A 20,799-nucleotide genomic window follows, 5' to 3' on the forward strand; every position below is an offset into this window, starting at 1 on the left:
GTCAAGCTTATGGAAACGTCTATATCGGTCTACAATTGAGGCATTCAGTTCCGCTCAGGGTAGCCCCTGTCCTGAACGTGTCTTTTCGCATCTCGAACTATCGATTTCCGGCCTGCCTGGCCTATCTAAAGCCCAGAGTTGCTCTGGGCTTTCTTTTTAGGCGCGCGCTTTAATGAACGCTGCCACCTTTTCAAGCGCCTCACTGCCGCCCCGTTCGCCCCACCATAGCGCCAGCACTTTTGCATTTGCTTCAACCTTGTAGACATCACCTGGCAATACAAGTAACTGCTCTAAAAGAGTGGCGTCCTCACAAGGTTCACGCCACTTGTTTAGCCACTGCCCAGGCTCCGATTGCCAGTAACACCAGCTATCATTGCTCCCCCTGCGGCGCGCACGGTGGTAGTGTGGGCATGAATCTGGGGCTGTTTGCGACATCCAGTGCGGCCATTGCTCACGGGACAGCTGCATAGCCAGCCCCATGCGCCGGGCCTCCAAGCGCACATCCATCCGCCCCCTTTGCCGTTTCGACGGCATCAGCAGCGAAAGCGGACTGAGCACCACGGCCAGGAGCAGAAGCATTAACCAGACATTCATTGCGTAATCTCAAAGATTTAAAAAACGGGAAGGCCATACTAAAACCATCGACCTCAAGAGGAGTAACTGCCATGCCTTACCAGCACATTCTGGTCGCCGTAGACCTAACAGACGAATGCGATCCGGTCATGCATCGGGCTCAAAAAGTAGCCTCCGCAAGCGGGGCACTATTATCTGTGGTTCATGTTGTCGAACCAATGGCGATGGCCTTTGGTGGCGACGTTCCCATGGACCTTTCGATGCTGCAACAGCAGCAATATGACCAAGCCCGACAACGGCTCGATGCTTTTGCCGGTAAATACCCAGACCTGAGCGAAGACAGGCGCCACCTGACATACGGCCAGCCACGTCAGGAAATCCATCGATTGGCGTCAGAACAAGGTTGCGATTTGATTATCGTTGGCAGTCATGGTCGTCATGGACTCGCCCTATTGCTGGGCTCAACAGCTAACGACGTCCTGCACAGCGCGCCTTGCGATGTCTTGGCAGTACGCCTAAAAAAATCAGAGTAAGTGCCAACGGAGAATAAGGCATAAGCCTTATTCTCCTGCCTCTTTAGGCCCCATAACCAGCGGCCTGACTTTCTGCAACTGGGTTTCCAGTGAGTAGGTGATGCTGGACGACATGGAAAAGAAGCTGAGGAAGGCCTTTAGGTTTGAGTCCCCCTCACAGGTAGCATGAATACGCTGCCAAAAAGCCTGGTTGACCAACTGCAATTGTTGGAAGAGCCGCACCAGCCCCTTCATGTCCCAATCTGGTATTCGCCCCTCTTTGTAGTTGAAGTATTGCTGAGTGAGGTAAAGGGAAACTACGCGTAAGGTGAACTCCTGGGAGTTGGCGAATGGCAAGTGCTGCAACGCCATCGGCTTCAATTTATTCAAGACGGGGCACGCACTGGTGGCCATGATCACCCCTAAGAGTGCTCGTAACCCCTCCTCCAACCCCAGGTACTTAGCATATTCACGCTCAGGGGTACGTACCGAGACAGAGACCTTCTGGAATGCAGGCAGCCCTTGAAAATCCTCGATCACACGGTGCAGGTCCACCGCTGCAGGGCAATGGCTAAATTGGTCTTTGCTCAGCGGGCAGTTAGTGCAGCGTTCGTGCTCAAGTCGCGTCCATGCGGGTGCTTGTTGCGCGTCCTGCGCGCTATAAACCCGATCAAGCTCAATTTTGTAACTGAACTGATGGTCGTCATCGAGAATAATGCTGTACTCGATACTCATGAAAGTCCCCGCCAGAATCCACTAAACACTACCTCTAACGCATGCAGCGCTAGATGGCACTTACCCTTCCAGCTCGGCCCATCGTTCGATCAGGTGGTCCAGCTCTTGCTGCGCAGCCTGCATCGCCTCAAGCACTTTGGACGTCACCTCTACAGGCTGCTGGTAAAAACCAGGGTCACCAATTTGCTCCTGATAAGCAGCCAGTTTCGCTTCAAGCTCATCAATCTGCCCTGGGATTGCTTCCAGCTCGCGCTGCAACTTGTAGCTAAGCTTCTTCTTACTGGCCGGTGCGGGGGCTTCTGGCTCAACCACCGCGGCCTCAACAGGAGCTGGCACCACAGCCGATTGCAGCTCTGGCTTACCGCCTTTGGTTTCACCAACGCCCAGCAGGCGGGGTGATCCACCCTGGCGCAGCCAATCCTGATAGCCGCCCACATATTCCCGCACTCGGCCTTCACCTTCAAAAACTAAAGTACTGGTTACGACGTTATCGAGGAACGCCCGGTCGTGGCTGACCATCAGTACCGTGCCAGAGAAAGTCAGCAGGACCTCTTCCAACAGTTCAAGGGTTTCCACATCCAGGTCGTTGGTCGGCTCATCCAGCACCAGCAAGTTGGCGGGCTTGCTGAACAACTTGGCCAGCAACAGACGGGCGCGCTCACCACCAGACAGGGCTTTAACCGGGGTACGGGCGCGCTGCGGACTGAACAGGAAGTCGCCCAGATAGCTCAGGACGTGTCGGTTCTGGCCATCAATTTCGATAAAGTCGCGGCCTTCAGAAATGTTATCGATAACGGTTTTTTCTAAATCCAGCTGGTTTCGCAGCTGATCAAAGTAAGCAACCTCTAGGCGCGTCCCCACCTCTACAGTGCCCTTAGTCGGCTGAAGATCCCCCAGCATAAGCTTGAGCAAGGTGGTTTTGCCGGTACCGTTAGCCCCCAGAAAACCAATGCGATCGCCCCGCTGCAGCACCATGGAGAAATCCTTGATCAGTTCAGGGCCGCCTGGATGGGCGAAGCTGACATTTTCAAGCACCATGACCTGCTTGCCCGACTTCTCCGAGGTCTCCAGTTGGAAGCTCGCTTTACCAGTACGCTCGCGGCGCTGGCTACGTTCCTGGCGCATGGCTTTCAGAGCACGTACACGCCCTTCGTTACGGGTACGACGGGCTTTGATGCCCTGTCGAATCCACACTTCTTCCTGAGCCAGACGTTTGTCGAACAGCGCGTTGGCAGTCTCTTCTGCCGCCAGAACAGCTTCCTTATGTACAAGGAAGCTGGCGTAATCGCCGTTCCAGTCGATCAGACCGCCGCGATCCAACTCAAGAATGCGGGTGGCGAGGTTTTGCAGGAAAGAACGGTCGTGGGTAATAAATAGCACCGCGCCCTGAAACTCCTTCAACGCCTCTTCCAGCCAGGCAATGGCACCGATGTCCAGGTGGTTGGTAGGCTCGTCCAGCAGCAACAAATCAGGCTCAGAGACCAGCGCCTGAGCCAACAGCACACGACGGCGCCAACCGCCGGACAGCTCAGCCAAGGTTTTTTCAGCAGGCAATTGCAAGCGGCTCAGGGTGCTGTCTACCAGTTGCTGTAAGCGCCAACCATCACGAGCCTCAAGCTCCTGCTGCACGCGCATGAGCTTGTCCAAGTCCTCATCATTGGTGATGTTCTGGCTGAGGTGGTGATACTGCGCGAGCAATTCACCTACACCGTCCAAGCCCTGGGCGACCACATCAAACACACTGCGCCCATCAGCAACAGGCAGTTCTTGGGGCAGCTCACCGATTTTCAAACCGGGTGCACGCCAGATTGAGCCGTCGTCAGGCTTTTGTAGGTCCTTAACCAACTTAAGCATGCTGGACTTACCCGTGCCGTTACGGCCGATGATGCACACCCGCTCGCCCCTGGCGATCTGCCAGGACACTTTGTCCAGCAACGGCATTGCGCCAAAAGCCAGGGACACATCAGAGAATTTGAGCAGGGTCATCACACGCCTCAACATAACGGCGGGAGTTGGGCTCACTGGTAAACCAGACACCGCCTCCCGGAGTAATCTTCCACAGCACGCAGGCTGCAAAACTGGGCGCGCATTCTACCCTGAGTTGTCGTCTCGTATCGCTGGCAATTTCCCGATAGCTCTGTAAACCAAGCAAACAGTGCCTACACACATGATTTGGCTTACATCAAAGTGCTCAACCGCTTTCATTACCGCCCTGAGCCTTCTCCGAGTTAAGGCAAACGACTAAGCTAGTGGGATTGCACTACTGCTATTTATGGATGAGTCATGCGAGCCCCTTTGTTGAAACTGCTCTCCTGCCTGTTGGCGTCTACTGTCTGTCTTTCAACTGCCCAAGCCGCAACACTGGCCCAGCAGCGGCTCTACTACGACCAAGCCAAGGCTGCATTGGCCAAAGGCGACAAGGGCCCTTACCTGCGCTACGCCAATGAGCTGCGCGACTACCCACTGGAGCCCTACCTCGCCTATGACGAGCTGACAGCCCGGCTCAAGTCCGCCAGCAATGAAGAAATCGAAAAATTCATCACGGAACATGGTGACTTGCCGCAAATCGGCTGGATGAAACTGCGCTGGCTACGTTGGGTAGCCGAACGTGGAGAGTGGAAAACATTTGCCAATTATTACGACCCCGGGCTGAAGTTCACTGAACTGGACTGCCTGTACGGTCAATACCTGTTCAACCAGGGCATGCGAAAGGAAGCTCATGCTGCCGCTGAAAAGCTCTGGTTGGTGGGCAAATCACAACCCAACGCCTGTGATCCACTATTTCAGCGCTGGGCAGCTGACGGCCAACTGACCGAAGAAAAACGCTGGCAACGGGCCAAGCTGGCAGCAGAAGCCCGCAACTATGGCCTGGTGACCCACCTCAGCAAAACCCTGACGACTCTCAGCAACCAAGGCCAACTGCTCCTGCAAGTGGCTCAAAAACCCGAACTGCTTAAGCAGACCGGGCGCATTACCCAAACCGATCACGCCACGGGTGATGTTGTCAGTCTTGGCCTGCGCCGTTTGGCCCGCCAAGATCCCGAAGCTGCGCTCAGCCTGCTGGATGGCTATACCCAGCGCATGAAGTTTTCCAAAGATGAGCAAGTCGCCATCGCCCGTGAAATCGGCTTGACCTTGGCCCGTCGCTTTGATGCCCGTGCTTTGGACGTGATGGCCAAGTACGACCCGGAGCTGCGCGACAATAACGTCACCGAATGGCGCGCACGCCTGTTGCTACGCCTGGGTCGTTGGGAAGAAGCCTATCAGCTGACCAAACGTATGCCAGCAGACCTGATCAGCACTAACCGCTGGCGCTACTGGCAGGCCCGCAGCCTGCAACTGGCCAAGCCCAACAGCAAAGAGCCCATCCCGCTGTATCAGGCCTTGGCCAAGGAGCGTGACTTCTATGGTTTTATGGCCGCAGATCAGGTCAAAGCGCCCTACCAGCTCAATAACAAACCACTGGCATTGAGTCCGCAAACCATCCAGAAAGTCCGCAACTCTGCTGCTATTCGTCGTGCACTGGAGTTTCACGCCCGTGGCCAGATCGCCGACGGACGCCGCGAGTGGTACAACGTCACCCGCCTGTTCAGCCGTGATGAAATGGTGGCGCAAGCCCGCATCGGTTATGAAATGGGCTGGTATTTCCCTGCGATCCGCGCGATCAGTCAGGCTCAGTACTGGGATGATTTGGATGTTCGCTTCCCAATGGCCCACCGTGACGCCTTGGTTCGCGAAGCCCGCAACCGTGATATTCACTCAAGCTGGGTCTTTGCCATCACCCGTCAAGAAAGCGCCTTTATGGCTGACGCTCGCTCCCACGTAGGCGCCATGGGCCTGATGCAACTGATGCCAGCAACCGCTAAGGAAACCGCCAAACGCTTTGGTATTCCGCTGGCTTCCCCTCAGCAGGCTTTCCGACCTGAAATCAATATTCAGTTGGGTGCAGCCTATTTGAGCCAGATTTACGGACAGTTCAACGGCAACCGTGTACTGGCTTCAGCCGCTTACAACGCCGGGCCGGGCCGCGTACGCCAGTGGCTGCGTGGGGCCAATCACCTGTCTTATGACGTCTGGATCGAGAACATTCCGTTCGACGAAACCCGCCAGTATGTTCAGAACGTTCTGTCTTACTCAGTGATCTACGGCAATAAACTTAATTCGCCACAACCGCTGGTGGCGTGGCACGAGCGCTACTTCGATCAGTAATCGACATCCCTGCACGCCCTCAACGGGCGTGCAGGCTTGCGCGTTACTCGATCACCTCTACCGGCATGCCGGTCACCAGACGCCCCTCCCCACAGGGAACCAGGTTCTGACCGAAATAAATCCCATCGTCACGCTTGCGGTAAGTCATCAGGGTCGTCAGCGGCTCGCGATCTTCACTGCGCTCCCCTGTTTCAGGGTCCAGCGTAGTCATGATGCAACGGGCACAGCCCTTGGCCACACGAAGCTCCATCTCACCGATACGGATGCGCTTCCAGCTGTCTTCGGCATAGGGCTCAGCTCCTGCCACCACCAGATTCGGCCGAAAACGCAGCATCGACAAAGGGCGGCCAACGCGCCGGGAAAGATCGTCCAGCGAAGCCTGGCCAATCAACAGCAATGGAAAGCCGTCAGCAAACGCGACCCGGTCTTCGGCCTGGGCATACTTGGGATAGGCATTGATCACATGCCGTGCTCTGGCGTCGGGCACTTGCACTAATCTGCATGGCCGCTGCAACCAATCACTGAACCATTTGGCAGCCTGATCACCGGCATCCGGCACTTCTAGGGTATCCCGCCAGATAGTGACGCCTTTTAGATTGTCATCTGCACCGGGCACCGCAATCTCAAGCTCAGGCATCCCTGGTGCAGAAACATGCAGCGCTCCATCACCCTGCCAGCGGGCATGCAATTGGGTCATCTGGCTGAGTAAGCGCTGTGTCAGAAAACGTCCAGTTTCAGCGTCAACCACCATCCAACGACGATCACCTTGTACACCCAGCGCCCCCAAAGAAGCCTCTGCAAGGGTCTCGCCCGCGCAGGATTTAATGGGGTAACGATAAAGCTCGGAAAGCTGCAACATGGTGTCGATCTCGGTTAAATGCACTCACTGCTAACTGTAAGTGCAACCGAGACGAAACCCCAACGCTTTCCGTTAACAGACCATGCCTACACTGTCGGGTACAGTAGCTCCAGACGCTCATGAATGACATCAACCAGTTTGTCTGGCTGAAACTTGGAGAGGAAGTTGTCACAGCCGACCTTCTTCACCATTGCAGCGTTAAAGCTGCCGGACAGTGACGTATGCAGCACCACGTACAAATCTCGCATGCGCGGATCATTGCGAATTTCCGTGGTCAGGCGATAGCCGTCCATTTCTGGCATTTCGGCGTCGGTCACCACCATCAACAGTTTCTCGTTGAGGTCGATACCTTCATCTGCCCAAGCCTTGAGCTTATTCCATGCACGCAAGCCATCTGTTGCACAGTGGCAGCGTATATCCAACTGCGACAAGGTGCTCTGTAACTGGGTGATGGCAACACTGGAGTCATCCACCAGCAACACTTCACGCCCCCGGGCATATTCCAACATGGGGTCTGCCAGCTTCTCAGGCGATACTTTGGTGCTCATGGGGGTGATCTCGGCCAGCACCTTTTCCACGTCGATCACCTCGACGATCTGGTCTTCAACCTTAGTGATCGCGGTCAGGTAGTGTTGCCGCCCTGCGCTACCTGGTGGTGGTTGGATGGCTTCCCAGTTGAGGTTAATGATGCGTTCAACCCCACCGACCAGAAAGGCCTGCACTGAGCGGTTATATTCGGTGACGATGATCGTACTGCGCTCATCAGGAACAATCGGACGCATACCAATGGCCTGAGACAGGTCAATCACCGGCAAGGTTTGCCCGCGCAAATTGATAACACCGCAGACAAAGCGATGACGCTGGGGCATCAGCGTCAGCTTTGGTAATTGCAGCACTTCCTGAACTTTGAAAACGTTGATGGCAAACACCTGACGCCCAGTGAGGCGGAACATCAGAATTTCCAGGCGGTTCTCACCCACCAGTTGGGTGCGCTGATCCACCGTATCAAGAATGCCCGCCATCATTTACTCCTGAATTTGCTCGCCACTGGGCTGATTGAATCCTGTTGATCCACTGTATCGGCAGCAGATGGCACCACTGTAATAGATAGCACCAAGCCACTACCTGACCATGCTACACCCCAGCGCGTTTATTCGCGATTATTTGGCGCACCTGCTCCAGTTAACGTGCAGGATGCGGGTAAATGCACACGAAGCGCTGACGGCAGGATCTGAAAACGGGAACGGGTGGTTTCTATGGGTTCTCCGTCTAAATTGAGATCCAAGCCTTCGGGGGCCTCAACTTCTAGCCAAGGCACGCGAGCAGTCACTGCAACACTTTCCACTCCGTTAATACTGCCCGACAGGAATGTGCCCAACGTCCCGACTGCATCCGCTGCTGCCGGAACAATACAGACATCCAGCAGCCCATCATTCACCTGTGCCTGCGGACACAACTGATGTCCACCACCAGCCTGGCGTCCGTTGCCGACCCCGAGTGCCAGCACCTCCCCCTCCCATTGAAAGTCCGGCCCAGTAAAACGGGCAAACGAGGAATGAACTTCTGCAAAACGTGTCAGCCCTGTCAGAAAATAGGCAACACCACCCAGTACGCGCTTGAGGTCTTCAGAGGTATTAGCAGTGACATTGCTGCCAAAGCCACCCGTGGCCATATTCAGGAACACCTGATCATCCACGCTGCCCAGATCAATCAATTGCGCCGGCTGATCCAATAACTCCAGCGCAGCCAACGGCTCAAGCGGCACACCAGCTGCAACGGCAAAATCATTGGCTGTCCCTAACGGCATCAGCACCAGCGAAGCCTGTGTTTTAGCCTTAGCCATCGCTTCAGCCACATCGCGCAAGGTCCCATCACCACCGCCTGCGATCAGGATGGGATACCCCGCCTCTAGCCCCTCGTTAACGATTCGTTGTGCATCGCCCCCTTCCCAAGTCACCCGGACATCCAACTGCCAACCCAGCTCACGGCGCTGCGCCACAGCGGCGCGCACATCCTCGTTCATTGCTTGCTTTCCATGCAGGATCAGCAGTGCTTTGCGTACATCCATCTACAGCTCCTCCTATTTAAACGGCATGCCCATCACCTGACTCAGTATTGCAGAGCTTCCCCATTACGCCTGCAGGTTAGACGAAACCCCAAACACATCTATTTATTCGATTGTTATGCGCAAAAATAAGGCATTTATAATCTAATTAATTTCATGGATCATTACCCCATAAACAGCGGATACGGCAACCCAGCCGTCTCCAATTAGGAGGTTACGCAGATGATCGAAGTACGCCCTTTCAACCAACTTGGCCGTGCCAACCACGGTTGGCTGAATGCCCATTACCACTTTTCGTTCTCTGAGTACTATGACCCAGCTCGCATGAACTGGGGCCCGTTACGCGTATGGAACGACGATGAGATTGCTGCAGGCGGTGGTTTCCCGACTCACCCGCACCGTGACATGGAAATCATCACCTACGTGCGTAAAGGGGCAATCACCCACCGCGACAGTTTGGGCAACCACGGTCGTACTGAAGCGGGTGATGTGCAGGTCATGAGCGCTGGGACAGGTATCGCCCACAGCGAGTTCAACATGGAGAAAGAGACCACCACGCTGTTCCAGATTTGGATTTTCCCGGATAAGACCGGCCTGCAACCATCCTGGGGAACCAAGCCATTCCCCAAAGGAGACCGCTCTGGGAACTTTGTGGTACTAGCAAGCGGCCATGAAGCGGACACGGATGCCCTGAAAATCCGCACCGACGCCCGCGTGGTAGCCGCAACGCTTAATGTTGGTCAGACTGCTGAATACGCTATTGGTGCAAGCCGTAAAGCCTATCTGGTGCCTGCAACCGGCAGCATTGAAGTGAATGGTGTTAAGGCCAGCGCCCGCGATGGTGTTGCGATTGAACAAGAGGAAGTCATTCGCGTGACCGCACTGGAAGAAAGTGAAATCGTTCTAGTAGACGTGGCTTAAAAACCCCACCAAGCGGGGTTCGCCCCGCTTGGTCCTTCACCCTCCAGCAGGCTAAGCCATAGCTAGTTGCTGGCAATTCAACTTGTCTCCCCGCCCCATCGGCCTATACTAGGCGGCCTACCCAAGACGTCAGGGCATCCTGTACGCATCCTCCTCGCAATACACCACATCTCGTGTCAAAGACCCCATGAACGACCTCGGCTACACCGCCATTCCCGTTTTGCACAAATACATCCGCCACGCTGAACAACTCGGTATAGACATAGAGCAAGCACTGCGCAGTGCCGGGCTTAAACCTGCCGATCTTGAAGACAACAGCCTACGCATTCCCAGTCAGCAGTTTGAACGTCTGCTAGAAAACCTGCTGGCACGCTCCGGCGATCCGCTCTTCGGCCTGAACTCCGCCCGTTATGTGCAACCTGGATCCTGGAGCCTATTGGGCTATATCACCATGAACTGCGCCACTCTGGGCGAAGCCATGAGCCGCATTCAGCCCTACGAGAAACTGGTCAGCGATATAGGTACCAGTGATATCCGCAGCACAGGCGAAACCACCCATATGGGCTGGCTGTGCCACGCACTACCCGGCGAGACAAAACGCCAACTGGTGGAAAACACCCTCGCCAGTTGGCTGCTGTTTGCTCGCTGGCTCACCGACACTCAATACTCACCGTGTGAAGTGTGGTTTGAACATGCCCAACCACAAGGCACCCAAATTGCCGCATACGAAGCCATCTTCGGCTGTCCGGTGCTGTTCGAGCAGCCAGCAAGCGCCCTCATCGTGCCCAATGAGTTTCTTGATCTACCGCTCAAAGAGGCTGATGCCCGCCTGCTGCACAACCTAGAAGAACACGCACTGAATGTCATGTCCGGTTTGGATGCCAATCAGCCTTTTCCGCAACAGGTAAAGAACACCCTGCGTCTGCTACTGCGCAATGGACTGCCACGCAAAGAGCGTGTTGCCGAACAGTTCGCTATGACGGCCAGGACTCTCCAGCGCCACCTGCAAGTTGCCGGCACCAGCTATCAGCAAATTCTGGAAGAACTGCGCAAAGAGTTGTCCGAGCACTATCTGCTACGCACAGAATTGCCCGTGCAGACCATCGCCTGCCTGCTTGGCTTCAGTGAGCCGCGCTCGTTCCACCGCAGCTTTAAGAGCTGGACAGGGAACACACCCGGCGAATTCCGCCAGATTCAGCGCAGTCATTGAGCGCTAAGGCCAGGGACGGCCAACCCCCAGCCATTCATCATCTATTACTGATTTAAACCAGCAGCTCGCTCAGGGGTATAAACCGCACAGCATCCCCTTCTGCCAGCGTTGTGTTTTCCGGCACCTCGGCAAAACCGTCTGCCCAGGCCGCACTCAGCAGCACACCTGAACTTTGATTGGGATACAGCACTACGCGCCCATTCTGAACTTGCGCCCGCAAATACTCCCGGCGTTTGCCCGCTTTATTCCAAGCGAAGCCAGCGGGTAGATCAAAGCCCAGTGGCTGAACCTGAGTAGCCCCCATACGGCGCAACAGGTAGGGGCGCGCCAATAATCCGAAGGTCACCAGCGTCGAAGCCGGATTACCTGGCAAGCCCATTACTGGCACACCTCTAAAGCGGCCAAAGGTCAGTGGCTTACCGGGTTTGATCGCCAGCTTCCACAATACCAACTCACCTTCTTCGCGCAGGGCTACTCCGAGAAAGTCCGCCTCACCGACAGAGACACCACCGGTTGAAAGAATCAGATCAACCTGGTCCAGTGCCGCCAACGCCGCTCGTGTCTGCTCCAGATTATCTGGCAAGATTCCAGCATCAACGACTTCGCAGCCAAGACGCTGCAGCCAACTGATGAGGACGCGACGATTACTGTTGTAGATCTGACCAAAACCCAAGGCCTGACCCGGCTCCACCAACTCATCTCCGGTGGAAAGCACGGCAACTCGTGCTCGACGACACACCGTTAAGTGGCTCAACCCCAACGAGGCCGCCAATCCCAATTCCACCGGGCCAAGACGAGTGCCTTGGGCCAGCACGCGATCACCCTTGCGCGTTTCCTGACCTTGCGGCCTGACGTTCTGCCCCACCTTCAAAGGCTGCGTAAACACCACACGCCCATCGTCTGTCAGCGTGATGTTTTCCTGCATCTCAACGGTGTCAGCACCTTGTGGCATCGGTGCGCCGGTAAAAATGCGGGCACAGGTACCTCGCTCTAAAGGTTCAGGTGCACTACCAGCAACAATGCGTTGAGATACCGGCAGCGCCTCAGCAACCCAATCGGACAAGCGCAGGGCATAGCCATCCATTGCACTGTTAGGCCACGGTGGCAGGTCAAGGCTGGCAATCACATCTTCAGCCAATACCCGGCCATCAGCCTGATCCAGGCTGACTTGTTGCGTCTCGATAATTAATGCGGCCTCTGCCTGCTCCAACAACTGCTGTAGTGCCTGCTCAACAGGCATCAGGGGAGCATTCATCCGCGAGTCTCGCAGGCAGCTGCCTTCTTGAGATGAGGCACGAAATTGCACGGACGGTGGCGATTATCCAACTGCTCCGCCAAGATGCCATCCCAAGCCGTGCGACAAGCATTGGTCGAGCCCGGCATGCAGCAAACCAAGGTGCCATTGGCAAGGCCCGCCAACGCCCGGGATTGAATAGTAGAAGTTCCGATATCAGCAACCGAAATCTGCCGGAACAGCTCGCCAAATCCATCCACTAGCTTGTCCAGCAAGCAGGTAACAGCCTCTGGCGTACTGTCCCGTGCTGTGAAACCTGTACCTCCGGTAATCAGCACAACCTGTACCTGATCGTCCGCGATCCAGGTCGCCACTTGCGCTCGTATTTTGTATAGATCGTCCTTCAGCAAGGCTCGCTGAGCCAAGGTGTGCCCTGCCCCCTGCAAACGCTCGATCAACAGCTGCCCGGATGTATCGGTATCCAGATTGCGGGTGTCACTAACGGTCAGTACCGCTATATTTAGGGGCACAAATACGGCTTCTGCTTTGTCCTTCATGGCAGGTATCTCGCTTGATCCAAGAATGCTCGCCGTTATATCACAGCCCCTCAACGAGAGACGTTCCATGCCCGACCAACTCACGCCTTTTTCCATCCTGATATTGGCGGGTGGACGTGGGCAAAGGATGGGCGGGCAAGATAAAGGCCTGATTCACTGGCAAGGCCGCCCCATGATTGAATGGGTTCATGGCGTGGTTCGCCCGCTGACGGATGACTTGATCATCTCTTGCAACCGAAACGCTGAGCCCTATTCCGTTTACGCAGATCGGCTGTTTGCCGATGATGACGCCACATTTGAAGGACCGCTTGCCGGTATCCGCGCTGGTTTACGCAATGCCCGGCACTCGCAGTTGCTGGTCCTACCCTGCGATGCACCACGAGTTGACCAAACACTGATTGAAGAAATCATCAGCCGCTGCGGCCAGCACCCCGTGATTGTGAAGTCGGGCGGGTGGATTGAGCCGTTGTTTTGCCTAATACCGACCCTGCTCAACAATGATCTTGAATTGCAGTGGCGCTCCGGCCAACGCAGCCCCCAACGTTGGCTTAGCAGCCATGCACCTGTCTTTATCGAATGCCCAACCGACGATCCTAGGCTGTCGAATTTCAACACGCCGCAAAGCTTGCTTGTAGTGAAATAGTTTTTTTATGGTTGGGAACTCTGTCAGACAGTTTTTATCATACTCACGTAAGCAAATTATTATTAAGGAGACACTCCCAATGAATCAGCGACTGCTACCAGCCCTGTTCATCGCATTTGGTCTGGCGACGCTGGCAGGCTGTTCTTCCCCCGCCGTCATCACCCTGAATGATGGCCGTGAAATCCAAACCATCGACGAACCCGTGTTCGATGAAGATTCTGGCTTCTACGAATTCCAGCAGCTTGACGGTAAGCGCGCCAAGGTCAACAAAGACCAAGTACGCACTGTCAAAGAACTCTGAATATCTGCGATATCACCCGGCACTTGCCGGGTGATTGATAATTTAGGACAAGCACAAGCGTGCTTCTGATAGAAAAAATCAAAGCTAACCCCTTGTGCTGTAAAAGTTTTTCGGTAAAATGCGGCCCCATTCGGAGTGTAGCGCAGCTTGGTAGCGCGTCTCGTTCGGGACGAGAAGGTCGCAGGTTCGAATCCTGTCTCTCCGACCATATTCAAGTTCATCATTGAACTGCCAACAAAACCCGCTTCGGCGGGTTTTGTCGTTTTGGCCCACTGACAGACTCATCCTCACATACTCATGTTGAGGTGACACTCGCCGATCAATGGTCCTCGTATTTTTCGGCATGCACCCCACTATATAGGCATGCTTGTACCAAATTTGCCAAAACCCAAAACTCCATACGAATACCCGGAGCATCTGCGCGAGCAAGTGCTAGCCGCACCTAGGGCTCCCGGCGTGTATTTGTTTTTTGCTGAGGACGGTGATCTGCCACTGTACATCGGCAAAAGCGTGGACATCCGCGCACGCCTGCTCTCTCACTTGCGCACTCAAGAAGAAGCGCACCTGTTACGCCAAACACGGCGCATTGAATATCGCTTAACAGCTGGTGAAATCGGCGCCCTGCTTCTCGAGTCCAAGCTCATCAAGGAACTACAACCGCTGACAAACAAACGCCTTCGACGCAAGAAGCGTTTGTGCTCCATACGCCTACAGGGTTTAACCCCTGAACTTGTTGATACAACCTGGGAAAATACGGGTCAGCTGTACGGGCTTTTCAAGAGTAGAAAGGCAGCTAAAGAGGCCTTACTTGAACTCGCGGATCAAGAGCGGTTGTGTCACACCCTCCTCGGGCTTGAACACCCGAGCGGGCGTGCTTGCTTCAGGGCTCAAATTGGCAAATGCGCGGGGGCTTGTTGTGGCAAGGAAACCCGAGAGGCCCATCACCAGCGACTGCAGGCATCGCTGGCGCAGTGGCAGGTTTATCGCTGGCCATTCGCCGGAGCCATTGCACTGTATGAAAGCTGTAGCACCTTGCAGGAATATCACGTAATCAACCAGTGGCATTACCTAGGCACTTACTCAACTGAGGAAGCAGCACGCCAAGCATCGAGCTCAGCTCCTCAACCATTTGATGCAGACAGCTACAAAATTCTCGTCCGCCCGATCATTTTCGGCCTTTGCAATATTATTGATTTTTCCACCAACGCCCTTACCGCTCAATTCCCCTGAAAGGCACTGTACACCTGCCATCCAGCCTCATTCAGCAGCGCTTAAAGTCGCACAACACACACCTAAGCATCTGAATAAAAAAGAAATAATCTGAGATTTAGATTGACACAGCTCTGTAAAACACTAGAATGGCGGCCGCGGGATGGAGCAGTCTGGTAGCTCGTCGGGCTCATAACCCGAAGGTCGTCGGTTCAAATCCGGCTCCCGCAACCAAATTCAAAAGGCCACTCAATGAGTGGCCTTTTTTATTGCCTGGCGGAATTTACAGAGAATAAGCCAGCCTGTTGGCGACTGGCTTATTCGTACCCTCACTCTACTGCATGGGTACCAGCAGTATTATCCAGCAGACTTTCTGTTGCGCTTTGGATATAAGCCTCAAGCTGCTGCTTCAGCTCACCCGCTTGCTCATCCAACTCAATCTGCGCGCCTTTAGGGTCTGCACCCAGCTGATAACTCCAGGACTGCTCTTTCATGTCCTTAGGCTGAATCAACATCTGATCCCCTTTGATAATGGCCACCGTCTGATCACTGCCTGATGGTTTGAAGATAGCGAACCCTTGATCACCTTCTGGCAGGCTAAGCAAATCGCGGCCCCAGCATTGCTGACGATAGCCGCCACCAAGGCGCCCCATGATCGTCGGCACAACATCAACCTGACTGCCAACCACATTGTTCTCAGTGCCGAATTTTTCCTGTATGCCCGGCGCTATCATCAAAAGCGGTACGTTGAAACGCCCCAGATCCATGCCGGTAATCTGTTGCTCGTTTCCAAAACCGTGATCACCCAAGACAACAAACAAGGTGTCTTTGAAATACGGCTCCTTACGGGCCTTTTCAAAGAACTGCCCCAACGCCCAGTCGGAATAACGCATGGCGGTCAGATGCTCATTCATGCTGCCACGGTTAGTCACCGGTTCCACCGGCAGCGGTGTCGGCAAGGCGTAAGGTGTGTGGTTAGAAAGCGTTTGCAGTAGTGCATAGAACGGCTCTTTGCCTTCACGTTTTTTCAGCTCGACCAGCGCACGATCGAACATGTCCTGATCGGACACCCCCCACGTCGGATCAGAGAACACAGGGTCAACGTAGTCATTGCGACCTATAAAGGTGGTCATGCCTTGGTTACCGAAAAAACCTGATTGGTTATCCCAGGCGAAGTCACCGTTGTAGACATAAACATCGTCAAACTTCCGCGGCTGCAGTACAGCTGGCAGGCCGGACAATTTGTGCGCGCCCTCCGGCGTCTGCATCAGGTATTCAAAACCAGGCAGGTTTGGGAAACAGGCCATGGTTGCAAACATCCCCTGATGGGTATGGGTGCCGTTAGATAAGAAGCGCGTAAACAGCAGTCCCTCCTTGGCCAGCTGATCAAAATATGGAGTCACCGACTGTTTAGCACCAAGCGCCCCAACTGAGTGCCCTGCGAAACTTTCCATCAAGATGACGACTACGTTGCGAACATTCAGTGTTCCTGCATCGAGTGGCAGGCTATCGCGACGTACCGGCGCCTTGTCCGCGTCCACCAACGTATCCTGATCTGTCAGCAACATCTTGCGCACGATCTGATGAGCCTGTTCGGTCGGCAGGCTGCTTTTCCATATATTGTCGCGGTCCTCCCCCATTTGCTTACGGGCAGCATCAATTAGAGAAAGCGTACCGTTAACACCTAACTGGTTAACAAAGAGTGAATCAGTGGTGTAGGCATCCCCCCAGCGAATGGGCGGGCCTTGGCGCAGGGTGCCACGTATGGCCAACGTCACCACCACGGCACAGCACAGGAACACCACCAGGCGCACTGGCCACCCTGCTACAGCCTTACCGCCTTGGACAATCTGCCGGTTTTTCCAAGTGGCCAAGTCAATGCGCTTAAACAGCCAGAACAACAGCAACGTTCCGACGATCCAAGCCAAAAGGTATCGAACTACTGGATAGCCGTACCAGATCATGCTTAGGACAGTCTTCGGGTCTTCTTTTACGTACTGGAACACCAAGCCATTCAGGCGCTGGTGAAACTCACGGTAAAAGTCCAACTCCAGACAACCCAGCAATATCACCACGCAAGTTGCCAACAGCAACCATGCCCGCATTAATCCTCGCGCCGCCATTGCTTTTAGGCTGAGCAGGCAAATTAGAAGAGGGATAAATACGTAGGCCGTCAGACGCAGGTCAAACCGCAAACCATTAAAGAACCCTTCAAGCACAACACTTGCCGGGGTATCCAGAATCATGTCGCGGTTGTAGACCAACAAAGCCAAACGCAAAAGGCTGAGGACCAGCATGAACAACAAGGCGCTGCCCAATACGAATGCCATATGCGATTTGACTGAGGGTGTACTCGACAAAACAGGAGGCGGTAAATCTTTTAGGGATGCGTTCGACATAAAAAGCTTCATGCAATTAATAGGAGTTGTTATGAACCGCATACGACTTCAAGCATGCACATAAAGTGCTGGAAACCTCAGCTGATCCGACCAAAAGCAAGATCAGCGTCCTAGCATGACCCTCAACTCGGCCAACAAAGCCCCCTGCACAACCTACAGATAGTAGAGACCAGGTTGTGAAAAAAAGGTGAAATCAGGGCCGACCAGCATCAGCGCTCATCTGTAGAGCAGTTGAATGGCAGCCAGGCATAGCTAAATCAATGATTTGGCTAAAAAATCTTGACACTCAAACTCACAAGCGTATTATTCGGCCCGCGGGATGGAGCAGCCTGGTAGCTCGTCGGGCTCATAACCCGAAGGTCGTCGGTTCAAATCCGGCTCCCGCAACCAAATTCAAAAAGCCACTCAATGAGTGGTTTTTTTTCGCCTGCGTTTTCTAAATATTTGATTCAACTGATTTTTTACTTGACACAAAGCCCAATCTCTATACAATGGCCGGCGCGGGATGGAGCAGTCTGGTAGCTCGTCGGGCTCATAACCCGAAGGTCGTCGGTTCAAATCCGGCTCCCGCAACCAAATTCAAAAGGCCACTCATTGAGTGGCCTTTTTTGTTTATGGCGATTGTCCCAGTTTCCCGCGTTTACCCTACCGATAGTCGGATCAGATTCGGCGGGGCTTGGAAGTTATCCCTGCCGCCCACATGCTCTTTTGCCAACTCGACACGAGGTGGTTCATGGGCGGTAAGGTTCAACTTTCAGCGACACCCAAAGACAACGCGCACGACAAGCCTCCACGATGGCTTGATTACCTGAGCTCATACCGACAGGCCATCGGCCTTGCACTCACCCTTCTTCTCTTTGGCTTTGGACTTTTTGCCTGCTGGCATCTCCTGCGTGAGCTAGACCCAGATGCATTGCGCAGTGCCATTGATGAAGTCCCCGACAGTAAGTTGCTAGCGGCAGCTGGCGCGGCAGCCGTGAGTTTTATCGCCCTGCTTGGCTACGAATGGTCTGCTTTTCGCATGACGGGCGTGCGCTTGCCTATGCGTGTCATGGCCATGGGTAATTTCTGCGCCAGCGCCATCTCCAATGCCATAGGGTTTTCTGTTCTGACAGGCGGCTCCGTCAGGTATCGGCTTTACAGCCGCTACAACGTCGGCACCAGCGACATAGCCCGCATCACCGTATTTGTCAGCCTGGCACTGGGCTGTGCCTTACCGCCGCTTTCAGCGGTCGCAGCACTGATCAACCCGGAAGCGGCCGGATTGGCTTTGCGCTTGCCAGCCGCAACCGTGCAAATGATAGCGGGGTTGGTTTTGCTGTTAAGCGCGCTGGGTATTTTCTGGCTCAGTCGTCGCCGCGACCCTCAGCTGTCAGGACAAGGCTACGTCAGCATCCGCTTTGGACAGCGCAGCTTGCGTCTACCCGGCCTGAAGCTGTCCGCTCTGCAACTGCTCATCACTCTCATTGATGTCTGCGCAGCCGCCAGCGTGCTTTACCTGTTACTCCCCAAAGCCCCGCCTTTGCCCGCTTTTTTGCTGGTCTATTTGCTGGCATTGGCGGCCGGTGTACTCAGTCATGTACCAGGGGGAATCGGCGTATTTGAGGCAGTGCTGCTAGCAGCATTTGCTGGTTCTTTGGATGCTGCACCACTGGCGGCCGCGCTCTTGCTGTATCGGTTGATTTATATCGGTCTGCCACTGGCAGTCGCTTGCCTGCTCCTGCTGGCCAACGAGGCTAAACGTTTCTTACCGGCAGGCCGTAAAGCCGTCAGGGCCGCGTCTGGTCTGGCTGCACCGATCCTGTCACTGCTGGTGTTTCTCTCCGGTGTAGTGCTCATCCTCTCCGGGGCGACACCGGCGGCGGATGAACGCCTGGAGTACCTTAGCTTTCTGATTCCCCATCGACTGATCGACGTTTCGCACTTAGCCGCGAGTCTGGTGGGCATGCTGTGCTTGCTGCTGGCCCACGGCCTACGCAGGCGCTTGTCAGCCGCTTGGGCGCTGACCGTCATTTTGCTTATCAGTGGCGCGGGCCTGTCGATCCTCAAGGGCTTTGACTGGGAAGAAGCTAGCCTCATGGTGCTGACCGCTACGCTGCTGGTTATCTTCCGCCAGTCGTTTTACCGCCCCAGCCGCCTGCTGGAGATGCCTGTAGCCCGAGGCAATCTGGTGGCCAGTTTCTGCGTATTGGCCGCATCGTTCTGGCTAACATTGTTCGTGTACCAGAATGTTCCCTACAGCAATGAGCTGTTCTGGCAGTTTGCCGTAAACGGTGACGCGCCTCGTACGCTGCGTGCAGCCCTAGGCTGCGGCTTGTTACTGGGCATCATTGCGCTGCTGTGGTTGCTCAAACCCGTGCCGATGACCATTCACCCCATCACCCCAGAAGAATTAGAGCAAGCTCGCAACATCGTTGCGGCATCCGATCAGCCCGATGGCGCGCTGGTCCTGACCGGTGATAAGGCGGTGCTGCTACACCCTGAGGGCGAGTCGTTCCTGATGTTTGCTCGCCACGGCCGCAGCCTGATTGCATTGTTCGACCCTACCGGTACAGCCTCACACCGGGCCGAACTGATCTGGCAGTTCCGCGATCTATGCGACACCTACCGGCTGCGTCCCGTGTTCTATCAGGTACGCGCAGAGAACCTGCCCTACTACATGGATATCGGCTTGAGTGCGCTGAAACTCGGCGAAGAAGCCCGAGTCGACCTGCAACGCTTTGACCTGCAAGACAAAGGCAAAGCCATGAAGGATCTGCGCTACACCTTAAATCGCGGTCAGCGTGACGGCCTCAAGCTGGTGATCTATGAGGCCGGTCAGGCGCCGCTGGATGCGCTTAAAGTAATTTCCGATGCCTGGATGCAAGGTAAACACGTGCGGGAAAAAGGCTTCTCACTGGGCCGCTTTACCCCTGAGTACCTCAAACATTTCCGCATCGCCGTAATCACCCTTGAAGACCGCCCGGTTGCATTTGCCAACCTGCTGGAAACTTCGAGTCAAGAGCTGGCCAGCTTAGACCTCATGCGGGTACATCCCGAAGCGCCTAAGCAGACCATGGAATTTCTAATTCTCAATCTGTTGCTGCATTACAAAGCATCCGGGCATAAGCGCTTCAGCCTCGGCATGGTGCCATTGTCGGGCTTGCAACCACGTCGCGGCGCACCATTGACCCAACGCTTGGGCTCAATGATTTTTCAGCGCAGCGAACAGTTTTATAACTTCAAGGGTCTACGCCACTTCAAAGAGAAGTTTCAGCCCGAATGGGAGCCTCGTTACATGGCCGTACCTGCCGGGCTTGACCCACTGGTCGCGCTGGCAGATACCGCCGCCCTGATTGCTGGTGGCTACACAGGATTGGTAAAACGCTGAGG

Annotated in this window: 16 protein-coding genes, 4 tRNA genes and 1 pseudogene; 12 read left to right on the plus strand and 9 right to left on the minus strand. The window is 54.9% G+C overall.

Translation table 11 applies throughout. The annotated features are described in order from the left end of the window. Positions 1-156 precede the first annotated feature (156 nt). Positions 157-594: a hypothetical protein gene (locus WG219_12560; protein WXL24174.1), complete on the minus strand. Its 438-nt coding sequence runs from the start codon at positions 592-594 to the stop codon at positions 157-159. Between the two features lie 71 nt (positions 595-665). On the opposite strand from WG219_12560, the gene WG219_12565 reads away from it, so the two are divergent. After that, positions 666-1,106 carry a universal stress protein gene (locus WG219_12565; GenBank protein ID WXL24175.1) on the plus strand — a complete coding sequence of 147 codons (441 nt, stop codon included), beginning with the start codon at positions 666-668 and terminating at the stop codon, positions 1,104-1,106. A 27-nt stretch (positions 1,107-1,133) separates the two neighbouring features. On the opposite strand, the gene WG219_12570 is transcribed toward WG219_12565, so the two are convergent. Further along, complete coding sequence (locus WG219_12570; GenBank protein WXL24176.1) at positions 1,134-1,820, minus strand: hypothetical protein; 687 nt, start codon at positions 1,818-1,820, stop codon at positions 1,134-1,136. Between the two features lie 60 nt (positions 1,821-1,880). After that, positions 1,881-3,806: an ATP-binding cassette domain-containing protein gene (locus WG219_12575; GenBank protein WXL24177.1), complete on the minus strand. Its 1,926-nt coding sequence runs from the start codon at positions 3,804-3,806 to the stop codon at positions 1,881-1,883. A gap of 297 nt (positions 3,807-4,103) precedes the next feature. Between WG219_12575 and WG219_12580 the strand changes: the two genes are divergently transcribed. Beyond that, positions 4,104-6,029 carry a transglycosylase SLT domain-containing protein gene (locus WG219_12580; protein ID WXL24178.1) on the plus strand — a complete coding sequence of 642 codons (1,926 nt, stop codon included), beginning with the start codon at positions 4,104-4,106 and terminating at the stop codon, positions 6,027-6,029. 43 nt (positions 6,030-6,072) lie between these two features. Here the strand turns inward: WG219_12580 and WG219_12585 are convergent, their stop codons facing one another. The 3 genes from WG219_12585 to yegS form a co-directional block, all read right to left on the minus strand. After that, positions 6,073-6,888, minus strand: coding sequence for an MOSC domain-containing protein (locus tag WG219_12585; GenBank protein ID WXL24179.1), 816 nt, complete (start codon positions 6,886-6,888; stop codon positions 6,073-6,075). 86 nt (positions 6,889-6,974) lie between these two features. After that, positions 6,975-7,910 carry a chemotaxis protein CheV gene (locus WG219_12590; GenBank protein ID WXL24180.1) on the minus strand — a complete coding sequence of 312 codons (936 nt, stop codon included), beginning with the start codon at positions 7,908-7,910 and terminating at the stop codon, positions 6,975-6,977. A 128-nt stretch (positions 7,911-8,038) separates the two neighbouring features. Beyond that, on the minus strand, positions 8,039-8,956 hold the full coding sequence (yegS, locus tag WG219_12595; GenBank protein ID WXL24181.1) for a lipid kinase YegS: 918 nt from the start codon (positions 8,954-8,956) through the stop codon (positions 8,039-8,041). A 219-nt stretch (positions 8,957-9,175) separates the two neighbouring features. Between yegS and WG219_12600 the strand changes: the two genes are divergently transcribed. Together WG219_12600 and WG219_12605 are read left to right on the plus strand one after the other, a co-directional pair. Beyond that, positions 9,176-9,874, plus strand: a complete 699-nt coding sequence (locus WG219_12600) for a pirin family protein (GenBank protein ID WXL24182.1) — start codon at positions 9,176-9,178, stop codon at positions 9,872-9,874. A 187-nt stretch (positions 9,875-10,061) separates the two neighbouring features. Then, the gene (locus tag WG219_12605; protein WXL24183.1) at positions 10,062-11,084 is read left to right on the plus strand and encodes an AraC family transcriptional regulator; all 1,023 of its coding nucleotides are present in this window, start codon (positions 10,062-10,064) and stop codon (positions 11,082-11,084) included. A gap of 52 nt (positions 11,085-11,136) precedes the next feature. On the opposite strand, the gene glp is transcribed toward WG219_12605, so the two are convergent. Together glp and moaB are read right to left on the minus strand one after the other, a co-directional pair. Continuing rightward, entirely contained in the window at positions 11,137-12,339 is a 1,203-nt protein-coding gene (gene glp, locus WG219_12610; GenBank protein WXL24184.1) for a gephyrin-like molybdotransferase Glp, read from the minus strand. After that, entirely contained in the window at positions 12,336-12,875 is a 540-nt protein-coding gene (gene moaB, locus WG219_12615) for a molybdenum cofactor biosynthesis protein B (GenBank protein WXL24185.1), read from the minus strand. Before moaB ends, glp begins: the two co-directional genes overlap by 4 nt. Positions 12,876-12,942: 67 nt before the next feature. Here moaB and mobA point away from each other — a divergent pair, with 67 nt between their 5' ends. From mobA to WG219_12640, 5 genes are all read left to right on the plus strand, one after another. After that, on the plus strand, positions 12,943-13,518 hold the full coding sequence (gene mobA, locus WG219_12620; GenBank protein WXL24186.1) for a molybdenum cofactor guanylyltransferase MobA: 576 nt from the start codon (positions 12,943-12,945) through the stop codon (positions 13,516-13,518). Positions 13,519-13,597: 79 nt separating this feature from the next. After that, positions 13,598-13,819 carry a YgdI/YgdR family lipoprotein gene (locus WG219_12625; GenBank protein WXL24187.1) on the plus strand — a complete coding sequence of 74 codons (222 nt, stop codon included), beginning with the start codon at positions 13,598-13,600 and terminating at the stop codon, positions 13,817-13,819. A gap of 131 nt (positions 13,820-13,950) precedes the next feature. Next, a tRNA-Pro gene (locus tag WG219_12630) sits at positions 13,951-14,027 on the plus strand. A 155-nt stretch (positions 14,028-14,182) separates the two neighbouring features. Continuing rightward, positions 14,183-15,049 (plus strand): excinuclease Cho, encoded by an 867-nt coding sequence (gene cho / locus WG219_12635; protein ID WXL24188.1) that lies wholly within the window; start codon positions 14,183-14,185, stop codon positions 15,047-15,049. A gap of 136 nt (positions 15,050-15,185) precedes the next feature. Beyond that, positions 15,186-15,262: transfer RNA gene (locus tag WG219_12640), tRNA-Met, on the plus strand. A 95-nt stretch (positions 15,263-15,357) separates the two neighbouring features. Here WG219_12640 and WG219_12645 read toward each other — a convergent pair. Then, entirely contained in the window at positions 15,358-17,427 is a 2,070-nt protein-coding gene (locus WG219_12645; protein ID WXL24189.1) for an LTA synthase family protein, read from the minus strand. Between the two features lie 313 nt (positions 17,428-17,740). Between WG219_12645 and WG219_12650 the strand changes: the two genes are divergently transcribed. The 3 genes and pseudogenes from WG219_12650 (at position 17,741) to mprF (ending at position 20,797) form a co-directional block, all read left to right on the plus strand. Then, positions 17,741-17,817 (plus strand) — tRNA-Met (locus WG219_12650). 109 nt (positions 17,818-17,926) lie between these two features. After that, positions 17,927-18,003, plus strand: a tRNA-Met gene (locus tag WG219_12655). A gap of 217 nt (positions 18,004-18,220) precedes the next feature. After that, positions 18,221-20,797, plus strand: a pseudogene (gene mprF, locus WG219_12660) (bifunctional lysylphosphatidylglycerol flippase/synthetase MprF). The last annotated feature ends 2 nt before the right edge of the window (positions 20,798-20,799 follow it).

Origin of the sequence: Pseudomonas mendocina, from assembly GCA_037482215.1 — a bacterium.
Taxonomy (GTDB): domain Bacteria; phylum Pseudomonadota; class Gammaproteobacteria; order Pseudomonadales; family Pseudomonadaceae; genus Aquipseudomonas; species Aquipseudomonas mendocina_E.